Here is a 22,016-nt window from a genome sequence, read left to right as displayed (position 1 = left end):
ATGTAAATAACGACAAAAACAAAATTGGCCGTTTCGGTCAGGGCCAACTATTGCCTGAAAAAGGGTAACGACATGAAAAGATTAACCTGCTTTAAAGCCTATGATATTCGCGGGAAATTAGGCGAAGAACTGAATGAAGATATTGCCTGGCGTATTGGGCGTGCCTATGGCGAATTTCTCAAACCGAAAACCATTGTGTTAGGCGGTGATGTCCGCCTCACCAGCGAAACCTTAAAACTGGCGCTGGCGAAAGGTTTACAGGATGCGGGCGTCGATGTGCTGGATATTGGCATGTCCGGCACCGAAGAGATTTATTTCGCCACGTTCCATCTCGGCGTGGATGGCGGCATCGAAGTTACCGCCAGCCATAACCCGATGGATTACAACGGCATGAAGCTGGTGCGCGAAGGGGCTCGCCCGATCAGCGGTGATACCGGACTGCGCGACGTCCAGCGTCTGGCAGAAGCCAATGACTTCCCTCCTGTCGATGAAACCAAACGCGGTCGCTATCAGCAAATCAATCTGCGTGACGCTTACGTTGATCACCTGTTCGGTTATATCAACGTCAAAAACCTCACGCCGCTCAAGCTGGTGATTAACTCCGGGAACGGCGCGGCGGGTCCGGTGGTGGACGCCATTGAAGCCCGCTTTAAAGCCCTCGGCGCACCCGTGGAATTGATCAAAGTGCACAACACGCCGGACGGCAATTTCCCCAACGGAATTCCTAACCCGCTGCTGCCGGAATGCCGCGACGACACCCGCAATGCGGTCATCAAACACGGCGCGGATATGGGTATTGCCTTTGATGGCGATTTTGACCGCTGTTTCCTGTTTGACGAAAAAGGGCAGTTTATCGAGGGCTACTACATTGTCGGTCTGCTGGCAGAAGCGTTCCTCGAAAAAAATCCCGGCGCGAAGATCATCCACGATCCACGTCTCTCCTGGAACACCGTTGATGTGGTGACTGCCGCAGGTGGTACGCCGGTAATGTCGAAAACCGGACACGCCTTTATAAAAGAACGTATGCGCAAGGAAGACGCCATCTACGGTGGCGAAATGAGCGCTCACCATTACTTCCGCGATTTCGCTTACTGTGACAGCGGCATGATCCCGTGGCTGCTGGTGGCCGAACTGGTGTGCCTGAAAGGAAAAACGCTGGGCGAACTGGTGCGCGACCGGATGGCGGCGTTTCCGGCAAGCGGTGAGATCAACAGCAAACTGGCACACCCCGTTGAGGCGATTAACCGCGTGGAACAGCACTTTAGCCGCGAAGCGCTGGCGGTGGATCGTACCGATGGCATCAGCATGACCTTTGCCAACTGGCGCTTTAATCTACGCTCCTCCAACACCGAACCGGTGGTGCGGTTGAATGTGGAATCGCGCGGTGATGTGCCGCTGATGGAAGCGCGAACGCGAACTCTGCTGACGTTGCTGAACGAGTAATGTCATTACTTTCCCCCTCACCCTGACGCTCTACTGCCTGCGGAGAGAAGTGAGCACGGAACTTTCTTCTCCCCCTCGCCCCATTGGGGAGAGGGCCGGGGTGAGGGGCGAGGCGACAATAGAACAGGAACAACGATGACAAATCTAAAAAAGCGCGAGCGAGCGAAAACCAATGCATCGTTAATCTCTATGGTGCAACGCTTTTCAGATATCACCATCATGTTTGCCGGGCTATGGCTGGTTTGCGAAGTGAGCGGACTGTCATTCCTCTACATGCACCTGTTGGTGGCGCTGATTACGCTGGTGGTGTTCCAGATGCTGGGCGGCATCACCGATTTTTATCGCTCATGGCGCGGTGTTCGGGCAGCGACAGAATTTGCCCTGCTGCTACAAAACTGGACCTTAAGCGTGATTTTCAGCGCCGGACTGGTGGCGTTCAACAATGATTTCGACACGCAACTGAAAATCTGGCTGGCGTGGTATGGGCTGACCAGCATCGGACTGGTGGTTTGCCGTTCATGTATTCGCATTGGGGCGGGCTGGCTGCGTAATCATGGCTATAACAAGCGGATGGTCGCGGTGGCGGGGGATTTAGCCGCCGGACAAATGCTGATGGAGAGCTTCCGTAATCAGCCGTGGTTAGGGTTTGAAGTGGTGGGCGTTTACCACGACCCGAAACCGGGCGGCGTTTCTAACGACTGGGCGGGCAATCTGCAACAGCTGGTCGAGGATGCGAAAGCGGGCAAGATTCATAACGTCTATATCGCGATGCAAATGTGCGACGGCGCGCGAGTGAAAAAACTGGTCCATCAATTGGCGGACACCACCTGTTCGGTGCTGCTGATCCCCGACGTCTTTACCTTCAACATTCTCCATTCACGTCTCGAAGAGATGAACGGCGTTCCGGTGGTGCCGCTTTACGACACGCCGCTTTCCGGGGTTAACCGCCTGCTAAAACGTGCGGAAGACATTGTGCTGGCGACGCTTATTCTGCTGCTGATCTCCCCGGTGCTGTGCTGTATTGCGCTGGCGGTAAAACTCAGTTCACCAGGGCCGGTTATTTTTCGCCAGACTCGCTACGGCATGGATGGCAAGCCGATCAAAGTGTGGAAGTTCCGTTCGATGAAAGTGATGGAGAACGACAAAGTGGTGACCCAGGCGACGCAGAACGATCCGCGCGTCACCAAAGTGGGGAACTTTCTGCGCCGCACCTCGCTGGACGAATTGCCGCAGTTTATCAATGTGCTGACCGGGGGGATGTCGATTGTCGGTCCACGTCCGCACGCGGTGGCGCATAACGAACAGTATCGCCAGCTCATTGAAGGCTACATGCTGCGCCATAAGGTGAAACCGGGCATTACCGGCTGGGCGCAGATTAATGGCTGGCGCGGCGAAACCGACACACTGGAGAAAATGGAAAAACGCGTCGAGTTCGACCTTGAGTACATCCGCGAATGGAGCGTCTGGTTCGATATCAAAATCGTTTTCCTGACGGTATTCAAGGGCTTCGTTAACAAAGCGGCATATTGATATGAGCTTACGTGAAAAAACCATCAGCGGCGCGAAGTGGTCGGCGATTGCCACGGTGATCATCATCGGCCTCGGGCTGGTGCAGATGACCGTGCTGGCGCGGATTATCGACAACCACCAGTTCGGTTTGCTTACCGTGTCGCTGGTGATCATCGCGCTGGCAGATACGCTTTCTGACTTCGGTATCGCTAACTCGATTATTCAGCGAAAAGAAATCAGCCACCTTGAACTCACCACGTTGTACTGGCTGAACGTCGGGCTGGGGCTTGTGGTGTGTGTGGTGGTGTTTTTGTTGAGTGATCTCATCGGCGACGTGTTGAATAACCCGGACCTGGCACCGTTGATTAAAACATTGTCACTGGCGTTTGTGGTGATCCCCCACGGGCAACAGTTCCGCGCGTTGATGCAGAAGGAGCTGGAGTTCAACAAAATCGGCATGATCGAAACCAGCGCGGTGCTGGCGGGCTTCACTTTTACGGTGGTTAGCGCCCATTTCTGGCCGCTGGCGATGACTGCGATCCTCGGTTATCTGGTCAATAGTGCGGTGAGAACGCTGCTGTTTGGCTACTTTGGCCGCAAAATTTATCGCCCCGGTCTGCATTTCTCTCTGGCGTCGGTGGCACCGAACTTACGCTTTGGTGCCTGGCTGACGGCGGACAGCATCATCAACTATCTCAACACCAACCTTTCAACGCTGGTGCTGGCGCGTATTCTCGGCGCGGGCGTGGCAGGGGGATACAACCTGGCGTACAACGTGGCCGTTGTGCCGCCGATGAAGCTGAATCCGATCATCACCCGCGTGTTGTTTCCGGCATTTGCCAAAATTCAGGACGACACCGAAAAGCTGCGCGTTAACTTCTACAAGCTGCTGTCGGTGGTGGGGATTATCAACTTTCCGGCGCTGCTGGGGCTGATGGTGGTGTCGAATAACTTTGTACCGCTGGTCTTTGGTGAGAAGTGGAACAGCATTATTCCGGTGCTGCAATTGCTGTGTGTGGTGGGGCTGCTGCGCTCAGTGGGTAACCCGATTGGTTCGCTGCTGATGGCGAAAGCGCGGGTCGATATCAGCTTTAAATTCAACGTATTCAAAACATTTCTGTTTATTCCGGCGATTGTTATTGGTGGGCAGATGGCGGGCGCAATCGGCGTCACGCTCGGTTTCCTGCTGGTGCAGATTATCAACACCATTCTGAGTTACTTCGTGATGATTAAACCGGTTCTTGGTTCCAGTTATCGCCAGTACATCCTGAGTTTGTGGCTGCCGTTTTATCTCTCGTTGCCGACACTGGGGGTCAGTTATGCGCTGGGCATTGTGCTGAAAGGGCAACTGGCGCTGGGGATGCTGCTGGCGGTGCAAATAGCCGCGGGCGTGCTGGCGTTTGTGGTGATGATTGTGCTGTCGCGCCATCCGCTGGTGGTGGAAGTGAAGCGTCAGTTTTGTCGCAGCGAAAAAATGAAAATGCTTTTACGGGCGGGGTGAATGGTTGTTTTAGGCTCCGGCAATAAAAACAACAACATAACCTCACCTGGCACCAAATTTATGAGGAAAAAATGAAATTACTGATTCTGGGCAACCACACTTGCGGCAACCGCGGCGACAGCGCCATCTTGCGCGGCTTACTTGATGCCATCAACATCCTCAATCCACATGCCGAAGTGGACGTAATGAGCCGCTATCCGGTCAGTTCTTCCTGGCTGCTCAACCGCCCGGTAATGGGCGATCCGCTGTTCCTGCAAATGAAACAACACAACAGCGCGGCGGGCGTTGTCGGGCGCGTTAAAAAAGTCCTCCGTCGCCGCTACCAGCATCAGGTATTGCTCTCACGCGTCACCGACACTGGCAAGCTGCGTAATATCGCCATCGCCCAGGGATTCACCGACTTCGTGCGCCTGCTGTCAGGTTACGACGCCATTATTCAGGTCGGCGGATCGTTTTTTGTCGATCTCTATGGCGTGCCGCAGTTTGAACACGCGCTTTGCACATTTATGGCGAAAAAGCCGCTGTTTATGATTGGTCACAGCGTCGGCCCCTTCCAGGATGAGCAATTTAACCAACTGGCGAACTACGTTTTCGGTCACTGTGACGCGCTGATCCTGCGCGAGTCGGTTAGCCTCGATCTAATGAAACGCAGCAATATCACCACTGCAAAAGTGGAACATGGCGTCGATACCGCGTGGCTGGTCGATCACCACACAGAAGATTTCACCGCCAGCTATGCTGTTCAACACTGGCTGGACGTTGCCGCACAACAGAAAACGGTGGCAATTACCCTGCGCGAACTGGCACCGTTCGACAAACGTCTCGGCACCACTCAACAAGCGTATGAAAAAGCCTTTGCTGGGGTGGTCAATCGCATTCTCGATGAAGGGTATCAGGTGATTGCGCTCTCCACCTGTACGGGCATCGACAGCTATAACAAAGACGACCGCATGGTGGCGCTCAATCTGCGCCAGCACATCAGCGATCCTGCCCGTTACCACGTAGTGATGGATGAACTTAACGATCTGGAAATGGGCAAAATTCTCGGTGCCTGTGAACTCACCGTTGGTACGCGTCTGCACTCCGCCATTATCTCGATGAACTTTGCCACTCCGGCGATTGCCATCAACTATGAACATAAATCCGCCGGGATTATGCAGCAGCTGGGGCTGCCAGAGATGGCAATTGATATCCGTCATTTACTGGACGGCAGCTTGCAAGCGATGGTTGCGGATACCTTAGGCCAGCTTCCGGCGCTGAACGCGCGACTTAACGAAGCCGTCAATCGCGAACGCCAGGCAGGAATGCAGATGGTGCAATCTGTGCTTGAGCGTATCGGGGAGGCTAAATGAAGGTCGGCTTCTTTTTACTGAAATTTCCGCTGTCGTCGGAAACCTTCGTCCTCAACCAAATTACCGCGTTTATTGATATGGGCTTTGAGGTGGAGATTGTCGCGCTGCAAAAAGGCGACACCCAGAATACCCACGCGGCATGGACGAAATACAACCTTGCCGCCAGAACCCGCTGGTTACAGGACGAACCACAAGGCAAAGTTGCGAAACTGCGCCACCGAGCCAGTCAGACCTTACGCGGCATTCATCGTAAAAATACCTGGCAGGCGCTCAACCTCAAACGCTATGGCGCAGAGTCGCGGAACCTGATTTTGTCTGCCATTTGTGGTCAGGTCGTAACACCGCTTCATGCCGATGTCTTTATCGCTCATTTTGGCCCGGCGGGGGTAACCGCAGCAAAACTACGCGAACTGGGTGTCATTCGCGGCAAAATTGCCACTATCTTCCACGGTATTGATATCTCCAGTCGGGACGTTCTCAACCACTACACTCCCGAATATCAGCAACTGTTCCGCCGTGGCGACCTGATGCTACCGATAAGCGATCTGTGGGCCGGAAGGCTGCAAAAAATGGGCTGTCCGAGGGAAAAAATCGCCGTATCGCGCATGGGCGTGGACATGACGCGCTTTAGCCCGCGTCCGGTGAAAGCGCCCGCAACGCCGCTGGAAATCATTTCCGTCGCACGCTTAACCGAGAAAAAAGGCCTGCATGTGGCGATCGAAGCCTGCCGTCAGTTGAAAGAGCAGGGCGTGGCATTTCGCTATCGCATCCTCGGCATTGGCCCGTGGGAACGACGCCTGCGCACCCTCATCGAACAATATCAACTGGAAGATGTGGTAGAGATGCCGGGCTTTAAACCGAGCCACGAAGTGAAAGCGATCCTCGACGACGCGGATGTCTTCCTCCTGCCATCGGTAACGGGCGCGGATGGCGATATGGAAGGTATTCCGGTGGCACTAATGGAAGCAATGGCGGTCGGCATTCCGGTTGTTTCAACTCTGCATAGCGGAATACCGGAACTGGTGGAGGCCGACAAATCCGGCTGGCTGGTGCCTGAGAACGATGCTCGTGCACTGGCGCAACGACTAGCGGCGTTTAGCCAACTGGACACCGACGAACTGGCTCCGGTTATCAAACGTGCGCGCGAAAAAGTCGAACATGATTTTAACCAGCAGGTGATCAATCGAGAACTCGCAAGCTTGCTGCAAGCTTTATAGAGGAGAACGCATGCCATTTAAAAAACTCTCCCGACGCACCTTCCTGACGGCAAGCTCGGCGCTTGCCTTCCTCCATACCCCTTTCGCTCGTGCACTTCCAGCCCGAACAAGCGTTAACATTAACGACTACAATCCACACGACTGGATCGCCTCATTTAAACAAGCCTTCAGCGAAGGGCAAACAGTCGTCGTGCCTGCCGGATTGGTTTGTGACAATATCAACACCGGCATCTTCATTCCTGCAGGTAAAACGTTACACATCCTTGGAAGTCTGCGCGGCAACGGCAGAGGGCGATTTGTCTTACAGGACGGCAGTCAGGTGACAGGGGAGGTGGGCGGCAGTATGCATAACATCACCCTGGATGTGCGCGGCTCTGACTGCACCATCAAAGGGCTGGCGATGAGCGGCTTTGGTCCGGTAACGCAGATTTATATCGGCGGCAAAAACAAACGGGTCATGCGCAACCTGACCATCGATAACCTGACCATTAGCCACGCTAATTACGCCATCTTACGCCAGGGATTTCATAACCAGATTATCGGTGCCAACGTCACCAACTGTAAGTTCAGCGACTTACAGGGCGACGCCATTGAATGGAACGTGGCAATTAACGACAGTGATATTTTGATATCTGACCATGTCATCGAGCGCATCAACTGTACCAACGGCAAAATCAACTGGGGCATTGGCATAGGCCTTGCGGGAAGCACTTACGATAATAATTACCCAGAAGATCAGGCAGTGAAAAACTTTGTCGTGGCGAATATCACGGGATCGGATTGTCGGCAGTTGATTCATGTTGAGAACGGCAAACACTTCGTCATCCGTAATATCAAGGCTCATAATATTACGCCCGCTTTCAGCAAGAAAGCGGGTATTGATAACGCCACGGTAGCGATATATGGATGTGATAACTTTGTTATTGACAATATAGAAATGACCAATAGTGCCGGAATGTTAATCGGTTACGGAGTCATTAAAGATAAGTATCTCTCAATACCACAAAACTTCAGATTGAATAATATTCATCTTGATAACTCTAACATTGCCTGGAAATTGCGCGGAATCCAAATTTCAGCAGGGAATGCCGTCTCATTCGTGGCGTTGACCAACATTGAAATGACGCGTGCTTCGCTGGAGCTTCACAACAAGCCGCAACACATTTTTATGCGTAATATCAAAGTAATGCAAGAATCCACTGCGGGTCCGGCATTGACCATGAATTTCGACCTGCGAAAGGACGTTCGCGGTGTCTTTATGGCAAAGAACGAGACGCTACTGTCGCTGGTAAATGTTCATGCGGTGAATGAAAAAGGACAAAGTTCAGTCGATATCGACAGGATTAATCACCATGTCGTTAATGTGGAAAATATTAACTTTAAGCTGCCGGAACGGGGCAGGTAGATTTGCGACCATTCCTGGAAAAATAGAGCCATACTTAGGAATAACGCTACTGCAATCCTGAACAAAGCGGCGTAACATCGGAAGTAAATCAGTAATCAATTCAGGGGAATTGATGCTGGCGAAAAAAATCGAACAAGCTATAATTCAGCAACCATTTTACAGGTGGATGAAATAATGACGAATTTAAAAGCAGTTATTCCTGTAGCGGGTCTTGGGATGCATATGTTGCCTGCAACTAAGGCGATTCCTAAAGAGATGCTACCGATCGTCGACAAGCCAATGATTCAGTACATTGTTGACGAGATTGTGGCTGCAGGGATCAAAGAAATCCTCCTGGTAACTCATGCGTCCAAGAACGCAGTCGAAAATCACTTCGATACATCTTATGAATTAGAATCTCTCCTTGAACTGCGCGTGAAGCGCCAGCTTCTGGCGGAAGTACAATCTATCTGCCCGCCAGGTGTGACCATTATGAACGTGCGTCAGGGGGAACCTTTAGGTCTGGGCCACTCGATTTTGTGTGCCAGACCAGCCATTGGCGATAACCCGTTTGTCGTGGTGCTGCCGGATGTTGTTATCGACGACGCCAGTGCCGATCCGCTGCGTTACAATCTGGCCGCAATGATTGCGCGCTTCAATGAAACTGGCCGCAGCCAGGTTCTGGCAAAACGCATGCCGGGCGATCTCTCTGAATACTCCGTCATCCAGACCAAAGATCCGCTTGATCGCGAAGGCAAAGTCAGCCGCATTGTTGAATTTATCGAAAAACCGGATCAGCCGCAGACCCTGGACTCAGACATCATGGCTGTAGGGCGTTATGTGCTTTCTGCCGATATTTGGCCTGAACTGGAGCGTACTCAACCTGGAGCATGGGGACGTATTCAGTTGACTGATGCCATTGCTGAGTTGGCAAAAAAACAAGCAGTTGACGCAATGCTGATGACTGGGGACAGTTACGACTGTGGTAAGAAAATGGGTTATATGCAAGCGTTTGTGAAGTATGGACTACGCAACCTGAAAGAAGGCGCTAAGTTCCGCAAAGGCATTGAGAAGTTGTTAAGCGAGTAACAAATTCCTGACAGGAAGTGTCAGTCAGTAAGTAATTAAAAACGGCAGTGAAGATTCGTAGCATAAGTTTTGCTCATTGAATCTCACTGCCGTTGTTGTTTTTATAAATGCAATGAAAACAGGATGTTAGCTTGTAATCATAGTTCAAATTTTTCCAGGATTTTCCTTGTTTCTACAGCTGTTTGGTAAGACAATTAGCGTTTGAATTTTTCGGATTTGGCACGAGCGGGATACGCTCGTCACATCGTAGAAATGTACGCAGTGCTCTGGTAGCTGTTAAGCCAGGGGCGGTAGCGTGCATTAATACTTCTATTAATCAAATCTCGAGCAGTCTATTTCACAGTATGCTCTCTGGCTATATGGAATAAAAAAGTGAAGATACTTGTTACTGGTGGCGCAGGCTTTATTGGTTCTGCTGTTGTTCGTCACATAATAAATAATACGCAAGATAGTGTTGTTAATGTCGATAAATTAACATACGCCGGAAACCTAGAATCGCTCGCTGAAGTTTCTGATTCTGAGCGTTATTCATTTGAGCATGCAGATATCTGCGATGCCGAAGCGATGGCGCGTATTTTTTCACAACACCAGCCAGATGCGGTGATGCACCTTGCGGCTGAGAGCCACGTTGACCGCTCAATAACTGGCCCGGCGGCATTCATTGAAACTAATATTGTAGGTACTTACGTACTTTTAGAAGCTGCGCGCAATTATTGGTCTGGTCTGGATGATGAAAAGAAAAAAAACTTCCGCTTTCATCATATTTCTACTGATGAAGTATATGGTGACTTACCCCATCCGGATGAAGTAAATAATAACGAAGCGTTACCGCTATTTACGGAAACGACAGCCTACGCGCCAAGTAGCCCGTATTCTGCTTCTAAAGCTTCCAGCGATCATTTGGTTCGCGCATGGAAACGTACGTATGGTTTACCGACCATTGTGACTAATTGCTCGAACAACTATGGTCCGTATCACTTCCCGGAAAAGCTTATTCCATTGGTTATTCTTAATGCACTGGAAGGTAAGGCATTACCTATTTATGGCAAAGGGGATCAAATTCGCGACTGGTTGTATGTAGAGGATCATGCTCGTGCGTTATATACCGTCGTAACCGAAGGTAAAGCGGGTGAAACTTATAACATTGGCGGACACAACGAAAAGAAAAACATCGATGTTGTGCTGACTATTTGTGATTTGTTGGATGAGATTGTACCGAAAGAGAAATCTTATCGTGAGCAAATTACTTATGTTGCTGATCGCCCAGGGCATGATCGCCGTTATGCAATTGATGCCGATAAAATTAGCCGCGAATTGGGCTGGAAACCACAGGAAACGTTTGAGAGCGGGATTCGCAAAACGGTGGAATGGTATCTGGCTAATACAAATTGGGTTGAGAATGTGAAAAGCGGTGCTTATCAGTCATGGATCGAACAAAACTATGAGGGCCGTCAGTAATGAATATCCTGCTTTTCGGCAAAACAGGGCAGGTGGGTTGGGAACTGCAGCGTGCTCTGGCGCCGCTGGGTAATCTGATCGCTCTTGATGTTCACTCCACTAATTATTGTGGAGATTTCAGCAACCCCGAAGGTGTGGCAGAAACCGTCAAAAAAATTCGTCCTGACGTTATTGTTAATGCTGCTGCTCACACTGCAGTAGATAAAGCAGAATCAGAACCGGATTTCGCACAATTACTTAACGCGACAAGCGTCGAAGCGATTGCAAAAGCTGCTAATGAAGTCGGGGCCTGGGTTATACACTACTCTACTGATTATGTTTTCCCAGGCAGTGGTGACGCGCCATGGCTGGAAACGGATGCAACAGCACCGCTAAATGTTTACGGTGAAACAAAATTAGCTGGGGAAAAGGCATTACAAGAACATTGCGCAAAGCATCTTATTTTCCGTACCAGCTGGGTATACGCTGGTAAAGGAAATAACTTTGCTAAAACGATGTTGCGTTTGGCAAAAGAACGCGAAGAACTGGCTGTGATAAACGATCAGTTTGGCGCACCAACAGGTGCTGAATTGCTGGCTGATTGCACCGCTCATGCCATTCGCGTGGCATTAAAAAAACCAGAAGTCGCTGGCTTGTACCATCTGGTAGCAAGTGGCACAACAACCTGGCACGATTATGCTGCGCTGGTTTTTGAAGAGGCGCGCAAAGCAGGGATTAATCTTGCACTTAACAAACTTAACGCCGTGCCAACAACGGCCTATCCCACACCAGCCCGTCGACCCCATAACTCTCGCCTCAATACAGAAAAGTTTCAGCAGAACTTTGCGCTTGTCTTGCCTGACTGGCAGGTGGGCGTGAAACGTATGCTCAACGAATTATTTACGACTACGGCAATTTAACAAATTTTTGCATCTCGCTCATGATGCCAGAGCGGGATGAATTAAAAGGAATGGTGAAATGAAAACGCGTAAAGGTATTATTCTGGCTGGTGGTTCCGGCACTCGTCTTTATCCTGTGACGATGGCAGTGAGTAAACAATTGCTGCCGATTTATGATAAGCCGATGATTTATTATCCGCTTTCAACGCTTATGTTAGCGGGTATTCGCGATATTCTTATTATTAGTACGCCACAGGATACACCGCGTTTCCAACAATTATTGGGGGACGGGAGCCAGTGGGGTCTTAATCTACAGTATAAAGTACAACCGAGTCCGGATGGCCTGGCGCAAGCGTTTATTATTGGCGAAGACTTTATTGGTGGTGATGATTGTGCACTCGTACTTGGCGATAATATCTTCTATGGACACGACTTGCCGAAATTGATGGAAGCTGCTGTTAACAAAGAAAGCGGTGCAACGGTATTTGCTTATCACGTTAATGATCCTGAACGCTATGGTGTCGTGGAGTTTGATAATAACGGTACGGCAATTAGCCTGGAAGAAAAACCGCTGGAGCCAAAAAGCAACTATGCGGTTACTGGGCTTTATTTCTATGACAATGACGTTGTGGAAATGGCTAAAAACCTTAAGCCTTCTGCCCGTGGCGAACTGGAAATTACCGATATTAACCGTATTTATATGGAACAAGGACGTTTGTCTGTAGCCATGATGGGGCGTGGCTATGCATGGTTGGATACAGGGACGCATCAAAGCCTTATTGAAGCAAGTAACTTCATTGCAACAATTGAAGAGCGTCAGGGATTAAAGGTATCTTGCCCGGAAGAGATTGCTTACCGTAAAGGGTTTATTGATGCCGAGCAGGTGAAAGTATTAGCCGAACCGCTTATCAAGAATCAATATGGTCAATATTTGCTGAAAATGATCAGCGAATAGTATATGGGAACTCAATGATGGATATTAAATTAATCTCTTTGCAAAAACATGGGGATGAGCGCGGTGCATTAATTGCTCTTGAAGAGCAACGAAATATACCTTTCGAAGTCAAAAGAATATATTACATACTTGAGACTCTTAATGGAGTAAGACGCGGATTTCATGCGCACAAGGTTACTCGTCAGTTAGCTATTGTAGTCAAGGGAGCTTGTAAATTTCATCTGGATAATGGTAAAGAAACAAAGCAGGTGGAACTTAATGATCCAACAATTGCGTTGCTGATAGAACCCTATATATGGCATGAAATGTATGATTTTAGTGATGATTGTGTGCTGCTTGTAATTGCGGATGATTTCTATAAAGAGTCTGATTATATCCGCAATTATGATGATTTTATTAGAAGAGTAAATTCAATTGAGAATTCATAAGCTAAGTGACGTCCAGACAACATCAATTGGTGATGGAACAACTATCTGGCAGTTTGTTGTGATACTAAAAGGTGCTGTAATTGGTAATAATTGCAACATCTGTGCAAATACCTTAATTGAAAATAACGTTGTAATTGGTAACAATGTCACAGTCAAAAGCGGTGTGTATATTTGGGATGGCGTTAAAATAGAGGATAATGTTTTTATTGGTCCTTGTGTAGCATTTACAAATGATAAGTATCCTCGCTCTAAAGTCTATCCTGATGAATTTTTGCAAACAATAATACGCAAAGGAGCATCAATAGGTGCTAACGCAACCATCCTGCCAGGAATTGAAATTGGTGAAAAAGCAATCGTTGGTGCGGGGAGTGTTGTAACCAAAAATGTACCGCCATGCGCAATAGTAGTAGGTAATCCAGCTCGATTTATTAAATGGGTAGAGGATAATGAATAAAATTGATTTTTTAGATCTTTTTGCAATTAACCAGCGACAGCACAAAGAATTAGTCTCTGCGTTTAGTAGGGTGCTAGATTCTGGTTGGTATATCATGGGCGAAGAACTTGAGCAGTTCGAGAAAGAGTTCGCAGAATACTGTGGAGTTAAGTATTGCATTGGTGTAGCAAATGGCCTTGATGCGTTGATACTAGTATTGAGGGCATGGAAAGAACTTGGCTATCTTGAAGACGGTGACGAGGTATTAGTACCGGCAAATACATATATTGCTTCTATTCTTGCTATAACAGAGAACAAACTTGTTCCTGTTCTTGTTGAACCAGATATAGAAACTTATAATATTAATCCTGCTTTAATTGAAAATTACATTACGGAAAAAACTAAAGCAATATTACCGGTTCACTTATATGGTCTATTGTGCAATATGCCAGAAATTAGTGCAATCGCCAGAAAATATAATCTGTTGATTCTTGAAGATTGTGCACAAGCACATGGTGCAATACGTGATGGTCGCAAAGCTGGAGCTTGGGGGGATGCTGCAGGATTTAGTTTTTATCCAGGAAAAAACCTTGGAGCTTTGGGGGATGCGGGAGCTGTTACTACAAATAATGCAGAATTATCCTCAACTATAAAAGCTTTGCGAAATTATGGGTCACATAAGAAATATGAAAATATTTATCAGGGATTGAATAGTCGATTGGATGAACTGCAAGCAGCCTTATTGCGTGTAAAAATCCATACATTACCGGAAGATACTGCGATTCGGCAAAGGATTGCTGAAAAATATATTCGTGAAATAAAAAACCCTGCGATTACGTTACCAGTGTACGAAGGCCAAGGTGCGCACGTTTGGCATTTATTTGTAGTAAGAATCGCTAATCGTGAAAAATTCCAGTCATACTTATTAGAGAAGGGTATCAAAACCTTAATTCACTATCCATTACCACCCCATAAGCAGCAAGCATATCAAAATATGTCTAGCCTTAGCCTTCCAATTACTGAGCAAATTCATGATGAAGTCATTTCTTTACCTATAAGTCCGGTAATGAGTGAAGATGATGTCAATTATGTAATCAAAATGGTCAATGATTACAAGTAATGAAAAAATTTCTTCAGGTAACTATATTATCCGCTATCTATACATTCATTAAAATGATTGCGGGTTTTATCATCGGTAAGGTAGTAGCAATTTATACAGGGCCATCAGGGGTAGCAATGCTTGGCCAAGTGCAAAGTTTAATCACAATAGTTGCAGGTACTACCTCTGCACCTGTAAGCACTGGCCTTGTTCGATATACTGCGGAAAATTGGCAAGAAGGACAAGAAGCATGCGCGCCATGGTGGCGCGCATGCTTAAGGGTTACTCTGTTTTTATTCTTGCTTATTATTCCCGTTGTTATTATATTGTCGAAAAATATTAGTGAGTTACTTTTTAGCGATGGACAATACACATGGTTAATCATTTTCGCATGTTGTATATTGCCATTCTCCATTATAAATACATTGATCGCTTCAGTTTTAAATGGTCAACAATTTTATAAGCAATATATATTGGTTGGGATGTTTTCTGTATTCATTTCTACTATGTTTATGATTTTGTTGATTGTAGCTTATAATCTTAAAGGTGCATTGATTGCCACAGCTATAAATAGTGCTATTGCTGGTCTTGTATTGGTTTTATTTTGTCTCAATAAATCTTGGTTTAGATTTAAATATTGGTGGGGTAAAACGGATAAAGACAAAATTATAAAAATTATTCATTATACTCTGATGGCTCTGGTTTCTGTTATCTCCATGCCTACAGCATTGATGTGTATTAGAAAAATATTGATTGCTAAAACTGGTTGGGAGGATGCAGGGCAATGGCAGGCCGTATGGAAGATATCTGAGGTTTATCTTGGTGTTGTGACAATTGCTTTGTCAACATATTTCTTACCAAGATTGACAATTATAAAAACAAGTTTCCTTATAAAAAAAGAAGTAAATAGTACTATATTATACATAATATCTATTACTTCATTCATGGCGTTGAGTATCTATTTATTCCGCGATTTGGTAATAACAGTTTTATTTACTGAACAGTTTCGCTCAGCTCGTGAATTATTTTTATTACAACTTATAGGGGATGTAATAAAAATTGCTGGGTTTCTTTATGCATACCCTCTTCAAAGTCAGGGGCATACTAAACTATTCATCAGTTCAGAAGTGATTTTTTCTATGCTCTTTATCATTACCACCTATATTTTTGTTGTAAATTATGGAGTACATGGTGCTAACATAAGTTATGTCATTACATATAGTTTATATTTTGTGTTTGCATTTGTGTTTACTAATTTTATTAATGTTAGAAGAAATAATTAAAAACAGAGGTTGAATTTTGAAAATAATTATACCTGTCTTAGGATTTGGCAGGGCTGGTGGTGAAAGAGTTCTTTCTAAGCTGGCAACTGAATTGATGAATTATGGACATGATGTAAGTTTTGTTGTTCCAGATAATAGAACTAATCCATATTATGCTACCACAGCAAAAATTGTCACGAGTAAATCTAGTCAAAACCGTGTAAAAATATTGAGAATCATTAAAAATTACTATAATCTGTGGCGTAAATGCATAGAGTTAAATCCTGATGCTGTAGTTGCTAGTTTTCATTTGACTGCCTATCTTGTCGCATTATTACCAATCACCCGTCGTAAGAAATATTATTATATTCAGGCGTATGAAGTTAATTTTTTTGATAATATAATATGGAAATTAATAGCGGGTTTAACATATTATTTACCGCTTAAAAAAATACTAAATAGTCCTAATTTGCTTCCTCATAAACATGATGATTTTATAGGAGTAGTTCCTGCAGGAGTAGATTTAAACGTTTTCTATCCGAAACCATCAAATAGGTTATTAAATGGTCACACATCAATAGGGATTATTGGTAGAAAAGAGAAGCACAAAGGAACTAGCGAAATTATTTCAGTATTGTGTTCACTGGAAAATAAAGCTGGAATTATAATCAATATTGCGATCTATCTTGAAGAAGTTGATAAGCAGCGTTTAATCGCTGCCGGGTTTCAGGTTAATTTTTTTCCGATTACTTCTGATTTAGAATTGGCATCCTTTTATCGAAGCAATGACATCATGATTGCTGTTGGGTTAATTGAAGATGGCGCTTTCCATTATCCTTGTGCTGAATCAATGGCTTGTGGTTGTCTTGTTATTTCAAATTATGCGCCACTTACTGAAACTAACAGTGTACTTAAATTAGTCAAGTTTGATGCTTGCAAACTTGGTGAAGCAATTAATCTTTGTCTCAATCTTGACCTAGAAGAAAAAAGCAAAGAAATCCAATCTAATATTTCTGTGTTGAATAAATATGACTGGAAAATTGTTGGTGAAACTTTCAATAGTTTATTGTTAGATGCAAATAAATAGTATACGTTGATGGGGAAAATATGAATATTGTTAAAACTGATATTCCAGATCTGATCGTTCTTGAACCAAAAGTGTTTAGTGATGAACGCGGCTTTTTTATGGAGAGTTATAATCAGATTGAATTTGAGAAGGCAATAGGAAGGCACGTAAATTTTGTTCAGGATAATCATTCAAAATCTAGTAAAGGCGTACTACGTGGGTTGCATTATCAATTAGCACCGTATGCACAGGCTAAATTAGTTCGATGTGTTGTAGGTCAGGTATTTGATGTTGCTGTTGATCTTAGAAAAAATTCACCAACGTTCAAAAAATGGTTTGGAATAACCCTTTCCGCAGAAAATAAACGACAATTATGGATACCCGAAGGATTTGCTCATGGTTTCTTGGTGACCAGTGATGAAGCTGAGTTCATTTATAAGACAACTAACTACTATGCTCCTGGTCATCAGCAAGCAATTATTTACAATGATCCTATTTTAAACATCGATTGGCCTTTCTGCAGTAGTGCTCTGTCATTATCACAAAAAGATCAAGAAGCAAAATTATTTTCAGAATTATTGGACAGTGAACTGTTCTAATAAAGTGTGCCACCTTATCCGTCTGAAGGATAGGTGGTTGCTTATATTTTTTTGAGTATGTTTGTATAATGACAGAAAATAGTCCGAAATATAAACACGATAAAAGCTTAATAAGTTTTATCTACTTATTTTTTATATTTACACTTATTGTAGGCTTTATTATCGCAAATACCCAGTTTTTGGGGCGAAGTAGAGACTATGATAATTATATACAGATCTTTTCTGGTAAAGAAGGGGAGGGGGTTCTTGAATTATTTTATCGCGGATTGATGTTAATAACGACCAGCTATGAAACTATCATTTTTATAATTTTAACATGTTCTTTTTTTATAAAGGCAAGGTTTCTCGCTAACTATTCGCGTAATTTTTCAGGCTTGACCTTATTCTTTATTTATTATGCAAGCGTTGCACTTTGGGTTTTAGATTATACTCAATTCAGAAATGGTCTATGTATTTCCATTTTAATGTTTTCCGTATACTATTTATTTATAAATAAACCGACTTATTTTTATTTCTCGGTATTATGTGCAATTGCAACTCATTGGTCTGCTTTGCCTTTTTTGCTTTTATATCCTTTTGTCTATTCAACAAAAATAAGACGCCTTGGTTATTTTTGTTTCAGTATTCTTGTTTTGATTGCGATCTCAGGAGAAGGAAAAGAGATCATATCTTTTATAAGAAATTTTGGAGTGGGACAAAAAATAGGAAATGAAGCTGGTGTAAATTTAATAAATTCATTATCCCTTACCGCTATTTCCTGGTTTATTATTAGTTACATATCAAGCATTGGAAATGAAAGGAGAAATTTAAGGCTTTTCTTTTGTTATGGTGTCATGCAATACGTGACTTTTAGCCTTTTCTCTCTACCTGTTATGGCTTTCCGTATTTTGGAAATGTATTTTTTCCTTATGCTAACCATTGGGGTGTTTATTAAGCAAAAAAAGAATTATTATTTTGTTTTTTGCAAAGTGTTAATTTTATTGTATCTAACATACTATTACCATATGGTCTTTGGAGTGATTAATGTGTAAGGCTAAGGTGTTGGCTATAATTGTTACTTACAACCCGGAAATTATTCGATTGACGGAATGTATTAACTCTTTAGCCCCACAAGTTGAGAGAATAATTCTTGTAGATAATGGCTCAAATAATAGTGATTTGATAAAAAATATCAGTATTAATAACCTTGAAATTATTTTACTTTCGGAAAACAAAGGCATTGCATTTGCTCAGAACCATGGTGTTAAGAAGGGCCTGGAAGCAAAAGAGTTTGACTATTTATTTTTCTCAGATCAGGATACTTGCTTTCCTAGCGATGTTATTGAAAAACTTAAGAGTACATTTACGAAAAATAATAAAAAAGGTAAAAATGTTGCTTGTGCTTCTCCTTTTTTTAAAGACCATCGTTCAAATTATATGCATCCGTCAGTCAGCCTAAATATTTTTACGAGTACAAAAGTTATATGTAGTGAAGTAGACGATGATCTTTATCCCTCGCATGTTATTGCTTCTGGGATGTTAATGTCTCGTGAAGCATGGCGCGTCGTCGGACCATTTTGTGAAAAACTCTTTATAGACTGGGTTGATACAGAATGGTGTTGGCGTGCATTAGCTAATAATATGATTATTGTTCAGACACCATCAGTCATCATTTCTCATGAACTTGGGTATGGGCAGAAAATTTTTGCTGGTCGATCTGTTACAATACATAATTCTTTCAGAAATTTTTATAAAATACGCAATGCAATATACTTAATGCTGCATTCAAATTATAGCTTCAAGTATCGTTATCATGCTTTTTTTCATGCGACAAAGAATGTTGTATTTGAAATTTTATATTCGAAAGAAAAATTAAATTCACTGAAGGTTTGTTTTAAAGCTGTACGTGATGGTATGTTCAATAATTTTTAATACGAAAATAGTTAGGCTCAAGGTGTTTAAATGGAAGAAAATAATATGAAGACGGTCGCTGTAGTTGGCACAGTGGGTGTTCCTGCTTGTTATGGTGGGTTCGAATCACTTGTTCAGAATCTAATTGATTATCAATCTGATGGTATACAATATCAGATATTTTGCTCTTCAAAAAAATATGATAAAAAATTTAAAAATTATAAAAATGCAGAATTAATCTATTTGCCGATAAATGCCAATGGCGTCTCTAGCATAATTTATGATATTATGTGTTTAATTATTTGTTTATTCAAAAGGCCAGATGTTGTTTTAATATTGGGGGTGTCTGGTTGTTTATTTCTACCAATTTATAAACTATTTTCAAAATCAAAGATTATTGTCAATATTGATGGGCTTGAATGGCGTAGAAATAAATGGGGAACGTTTGCTAAGAAATTTCTTAAAATATCTGAGGCGATATCTATTAGAATAGCTGATATTATCATTTCAGATAATCAAGCAATAGCTGATTATGTGGAAAATAAGTACAAGAAAAAAAGTGTAGTTATAGCTTATGGCGGAGATCATGCCACTAATCTTAGTACACCGATAGACAATGATCAAAAAAAAGAAGGTTATTATTTGGGGCTTTGTAGGATAGAGCCTGAGAATAATATAGAAATGATTCTGAATGCCTTCATTAATACAGATAAAAAAATTAAATTTATGGGTAATTGGGATAACAGCGAGTATGGACGCCAGCTAAAAAAATATTATTCAAACTATCCAAATATCACCCTACTAGAACCTAACTATAATATTGAAGAGCTTTATAAACTAAGAAAAAATTGTCTTGCATACATTCATGGACACTCGGCTGGTGGAACAAACCCTTCTTTAGTTGAAGCGATGCATTTTAATATTCCTATTTTTGCTTTCGATTGTGACTTTAATCGTTACACAACTAACAATTTAGCTCATTACTTTAATGATTCTGAACAACTTAGCTTATTAGCAGAAAGTTTGTCTTTTGGAAATCTTAAATGTCGAGTATTAGATTTAAAAAATTATGCTGAAGATATGTATAACTGGAGGCATATAGCTGCTATGTATGAATCTATTTATTAAACGCATTAACAATAATATAATTGACCTTATATAGCAGGGAAAGATCACGTAACGCTGCTTTTTTGTACTAAATAATTCGCATTTTATGTTTAAAAATTGAGATATCCCTTATTACCTAAAGCTGTTTTTTATTGCTTATACATGATCAAATACTCCTTACATAATTAAGGAGAACAAAATGGAACTTAAAAAATTGATGGAACATATTTCTATTATCCCCGATTACAGACAAGCCTGGAAAGTGGAACATAAATTATCGGATATTCTACTGTTGACTATTTGTGCCGTTATTTCGGGTGCAGAAGGCTGGGAAGATATAGAGGATTTTGGGGAAACACATCTCGATTTTTTGAAGCAATATGGTGATTTTGATAATGGTATTCCTGTTCACGATACTATTGCCAGAGTTGTATCCTGTATCAGTCCTGCAAAGTTTCACGAGTGCTTTATTAACTGGATGCGTGACTGCCATTCTTCAGATGATAAAGACGTCATCGCAATTGATGGAAAAACACTCCGGCATTCTTATGACAAGAGTCGCCGCAAGGGAGCGATTCATGTCATTAGTGCGTTCTCAACAATGCACAGTCTGGTCATCGGACAGATCAGGACGGATGAGAAATCCAATGAAATTACAGCTATCCCTGAACTTCTTAACATGCTGGATATTAAAGGAAAAATCATCACAACTGATGCGATGGGGTGCCAGAAAGATATTGCAGAGAAGATATAAAAACAGGGCGGTGATTATTTATTCGCTGTAAAAGGAAATCAGGGGCGGCTTAATAAAGCCTTTGAGGAAAAATTTCCACTGAAAGAATTAAATAATCCAGAACATGACAGTTACGCCATTAGTGAAAAGAGTCACGGCAGAGAAGAAATCCGTCTTCATATTGTTTGCGATGTCCCTGATGAACTTATTGATTTCACATTTGAATGGAAAGGACTGAAGAAATTATACGTTGCAGTCTCCTTTCGGTCCATAATAGCAGAACAAAAGAAAGAGCCAGAAATGACGGTCAGATATTATATCAGTTCTGCTGATTTAACCGCAGAGAAGTTCGCCACAGCAATCCGAAACCACTGGCACGTGGAGAATAAGCTGCACTGGCGTCTGGACGTGGTAATGAATGAAGACGACTGCAAAATAAGAAGAGGAAACGCCGCAGAATTATTTTCAGGGATACGGCACATCGCTATTAATATTTTAACGAATGATAAGGTATTCAAGGCAGGGTTAAGACGTAAGATGCGAAAAGCAGCCATGGACAGAAACTATCTCGCGTCAGTCCTTGCGGGGAGCGGGCTTTCGTAATCTTGCCCTG

Annotated in this window: 18 protein-coding genes and 3 pseudogenes; all 21 read left to right on the top strand. The window is 43.7% G+C overall.

Translation table 11 applies throughout. The features are described from left to right. Nucleotides 1–72: 72 nt before the first annotated feature. The 21 genes and pseudogenes from cpsG (at nucleotide 73) to ACJHWK_RS12105 (ending at nucleotide 22,006) form a co-directional block, all read left to right on the top strand. Complete coding sequence (cpsG, locus tag ACJHWK_RS12205; protein WP_001332227.1) at nucleotides 73–1,443, top strand: colanic acid biosynthesis phosphomannomutase CpsG; 1,371 nt, start codon at nucleotides 73–75, stop codon at nucleotides 1,441–1,443. A 135-nt stretch (nucleotides 1,444–1,578) separates the two neighbouring features. Further along, nucleotides 1,579–2,973 (top strand): undecaprenyl-phosphate glucose phosphotransferase, encoded by a 1,395-nt coding sequence (gene wcaJ, locus ACJHWK_RS12200; protein WP_000183130.1) that lies wholly within the window; start codon nucleotides 1,579–1,581, stop codon nucleotides 2,971–2,973. 1 nt (nucleotide 2,974) lies between these two features. Continuing rightward, a complete protein-coding gene (gene wzxC / locus ACJHWK_RS12195) occupies nucleotides 2,975–4,453 on the top strand; it encodes a colanic acid undecaprenyl disphosphate flippase WzxC (protein WP_000058512.1) in 1,479 nt (492 codons plus the stop codon). 71 nt (nucleotides 4,454–4,524) lie between these two features. Next, complete coding sequence (wcaK, locus tag ACJHWK_RS12190; RefSeq protein WP_000770800.1) at nucleotides 4,525–5,805, top strand: colanic acid biosynthesis pyruvyl transferase WcaK; 1,281 nt, start codon at nucleotides 4,525–4,527, stop codon at nucleotides 5,803–5,805. After that, entirely contained in the window at nucleotides 5,802–7,022 is a 1,221-nt protein-coding gene (gene wcaL / locus ACJHWK_RS12185) for a colanic acid biosynthesis glycosyltransferase WcaL (protein WP_000862642.1), read from the top strand. Before wcaK ends, wcaL begins: the two co-directional genes overlap by 4 nt. 10 nt (nucleotides 7,023–7,032) lie before the next feature. Beyond that, a complete protein-coding gene (gene wcaM, locus ACJHWK_RS12180) occupies nucleotides 7,033–8,427 on the top strand; it encodes a colanic acid biosynthesis protein WcaM (protein ID WP_001116045.1) in 1,395 nt (464 codons plus the stop codon). A gap of 174 nt (nucleotides 8,428–8,601) precedes the next feature. Beyond that, nucleotides 8,602–9,495, top strand: coding sequence for a UTP--glucose-1-phosphate uridylyltransferase GalF (galF, locus tag ACJHWK_RS12175; protein ID WP_000183029.1), 894 nt, complete (start codon nucleotides 8,602–8,604; stop codon nucleotides 9,493–9,495). A 372-nt stretch (nucleotides 9,496–9,867) separates the two neighbouring features. After that, complete coding sequence (rfbB, locus tag ACJHWK_RS12170) at nucleotides 9,868–10,953, top strand: dTDP-glucose 4,6-dehydratase (RefSeq protein WP_000699453.1); 1,086 nt, start codon at nucleotides 9,868–9,870, stop codon at nucleotides 10,951–10,953. After that, nucleotides 10,953–11,852 carry a dTDP-4-dehydrorhamnose reductase gene (gene rfbD / locus ACJHWK_RS12165; RefSeq protein ID WP_001023648.1) on the top strand — a complete coding sequence of 300 codons (900 nt, stop codon included), beginning with the start codon at nucleotides 10,953–10,955 and terminating at the stop codon, nucleotides 11,850–11,852. The genes rfbB and rfbD overlap by 1 nt, the downstream gene beginning before the upstream one ends. Nucleotides 11,853–11,910: 58 nt before the next feature. Next, on the top strand, nucleotides 11,911–12,786 hold the full coding sequence (gene rfbA / locus ACJHWK_RS12160; RefSeq protein WP_000857507.1) for a glucose-1-phosphate thymidylyltransferase RfbA: 876 nt from the start codon (nucleotides 11,911–11,913) through the stop codon (nucleotides 12,784–12,786). Between the two features lie 17 nt (nucleotides 12,787–12,803). Beyond that, entirely contained in the window at nucleotides 12,804–13,214 is a 411-nt protein-coding gene (locus ACJHWK_RS12155; protein ID WP_032139969.1) for a sugar 3,4-ketoisomerase, read from the top strand. Next, a pseudogene (locus tag ACJHWK_RS12150) lies at nucleotides 13,201–13,425 on the top strand (N-acetyltransferase); the annotation flags it as partial. The gene ACJHWK_RS12155 and the pseudogene ACJHWK_RS12150, both read left to right, overlap by 14 nt. 60 nt (nucleotides 13,426–13,485) lie before the next feature. Continuing rightward, a pseudogene (locus ACJHWK_RS12145) lies at nucleotides 13,486–13,647 on the top strand (DapH/DapD/GlmU-related protein); the annotation flags it as partial. Between the two features lie 13 nt (nucleotides 13,648–13,660). Continuing rightward, nucleotides 13,661–14,767, top strand: a complete 1,107-nt coding sequence (locus ACJHWK_RS12140; protein ID WP_001033086.1) for a DegT/DnrJ/EryC1/StrS family aminotransferase — start codon at nucleotides 13,661–13,663, stop codon at nucleotides 14,765–14,767. Beyond that, nucleotides 14,767–16,029 carry an O2/O50 family O-antigen flippase gene (wzx, locus tag ACJHWK_RS12135; protein WP_001513851.1) on the top strand — a complete coding sequence of 421 codons (1,263 nt, stop codon included), beginning with the start codon at nucleotides 14,767–14,769 and terminating at the stop codon, nucleotides 16,027–16,029. The genes ACJHWK_RS12140 and wzx overlap by 1 nt, the downstream gene beginning before the upstream one ends. Nucleotides 16,030–16,045: 16 nt before the next feature. Further along, nucleotides 16,046–17,095, top strand: a complete 1,050-nt coding sequence (locus ACJHWK_RS12130) for a glycosyltransferase family 4 protein (protein WP_000691392.1) — start codon at nucleotides 16,046–16,048, stop codon at nucleotides 17,093–17,095. 20 nt (nucleotides 17,096–17,115) lie between these two features. Then, nucleotides 17,116–17,673, top strand: a complete 558-nt coding sequence (gene rfbC / locus ACJHWK_RS12125) for a dTDP-4-dehydrorhamnose 3,5-epimerase (RefSeq protein ID WP_001028393.1) — start codon at nucleotides 17,116–17,118, stop codon at nucleotides 17,671–17,673. Nucleotides 17,674–17,741: 68 nt separating this feature from the next. Next, nucleotides 17,742–18,704, top strand: a complete 963-nt coding sequence (wzy, locus tag ACJHWK_RS12120; protein WP_001513850.1) for an O2/O50 family O-antigen polymerase — start codon at nucleotides 17,742–17,744, stop codon at nucleotides 18,702–18,704. Then, nucleotides 18,697–19,584 (top strand): glycosyltransferase family 2 protein, encoded by an 888-nt coding sequence (locus ACJHWK_RS12115; RefSeq protein WP_000335047.1) that lies wholly within the window; start codon nucleotides 18,697–18,699, stop codon nucleotides 19,582–19,584. Before wzy ends, ACJHWK_RS12115 begins: the two co-directional genes overlap by 8 nt. Before the next feature lie 30 nt (nucleotides 19,585–19,614). Continuing rightward, complete coding sequence (locus ACJHWK_RS12110; RefSeq protein WP_000392207.1) at nucleotides 19,615–20,691, top strand: DUF1972 domain-containing protein; 1,077 nt, start codon at nucleotides 19,615–19,617, stop codon at nucleotides 20,689–20,691. Between the two features lie 178 nt (nucleotides 20,692–20,869). Then, nucleotides 20,870–22,006: pseudogene (locus tag ACJHWK_RS12105) on the top strand (ISAs1-like element ISEc1 family transposase). Nucleotides 22,007–22,016 lie beyond the last annotated feature (10 nt).

This window comes from Escherichia sp. WS547 (genome assembly GCF_046486065.1).
In the GTDB taxonomy this organism is placed as follows: Bacteria; Pseudomonadota; Gammaproteobacteria; order Enterobacterales; family Enterobacteriaceae; genus Escherichia; species Escherichia coli.
Note: the sequence above shows the minus strand (reverse complement) of the source record. Positions and strands in the feature narration are given on the sequence as shown.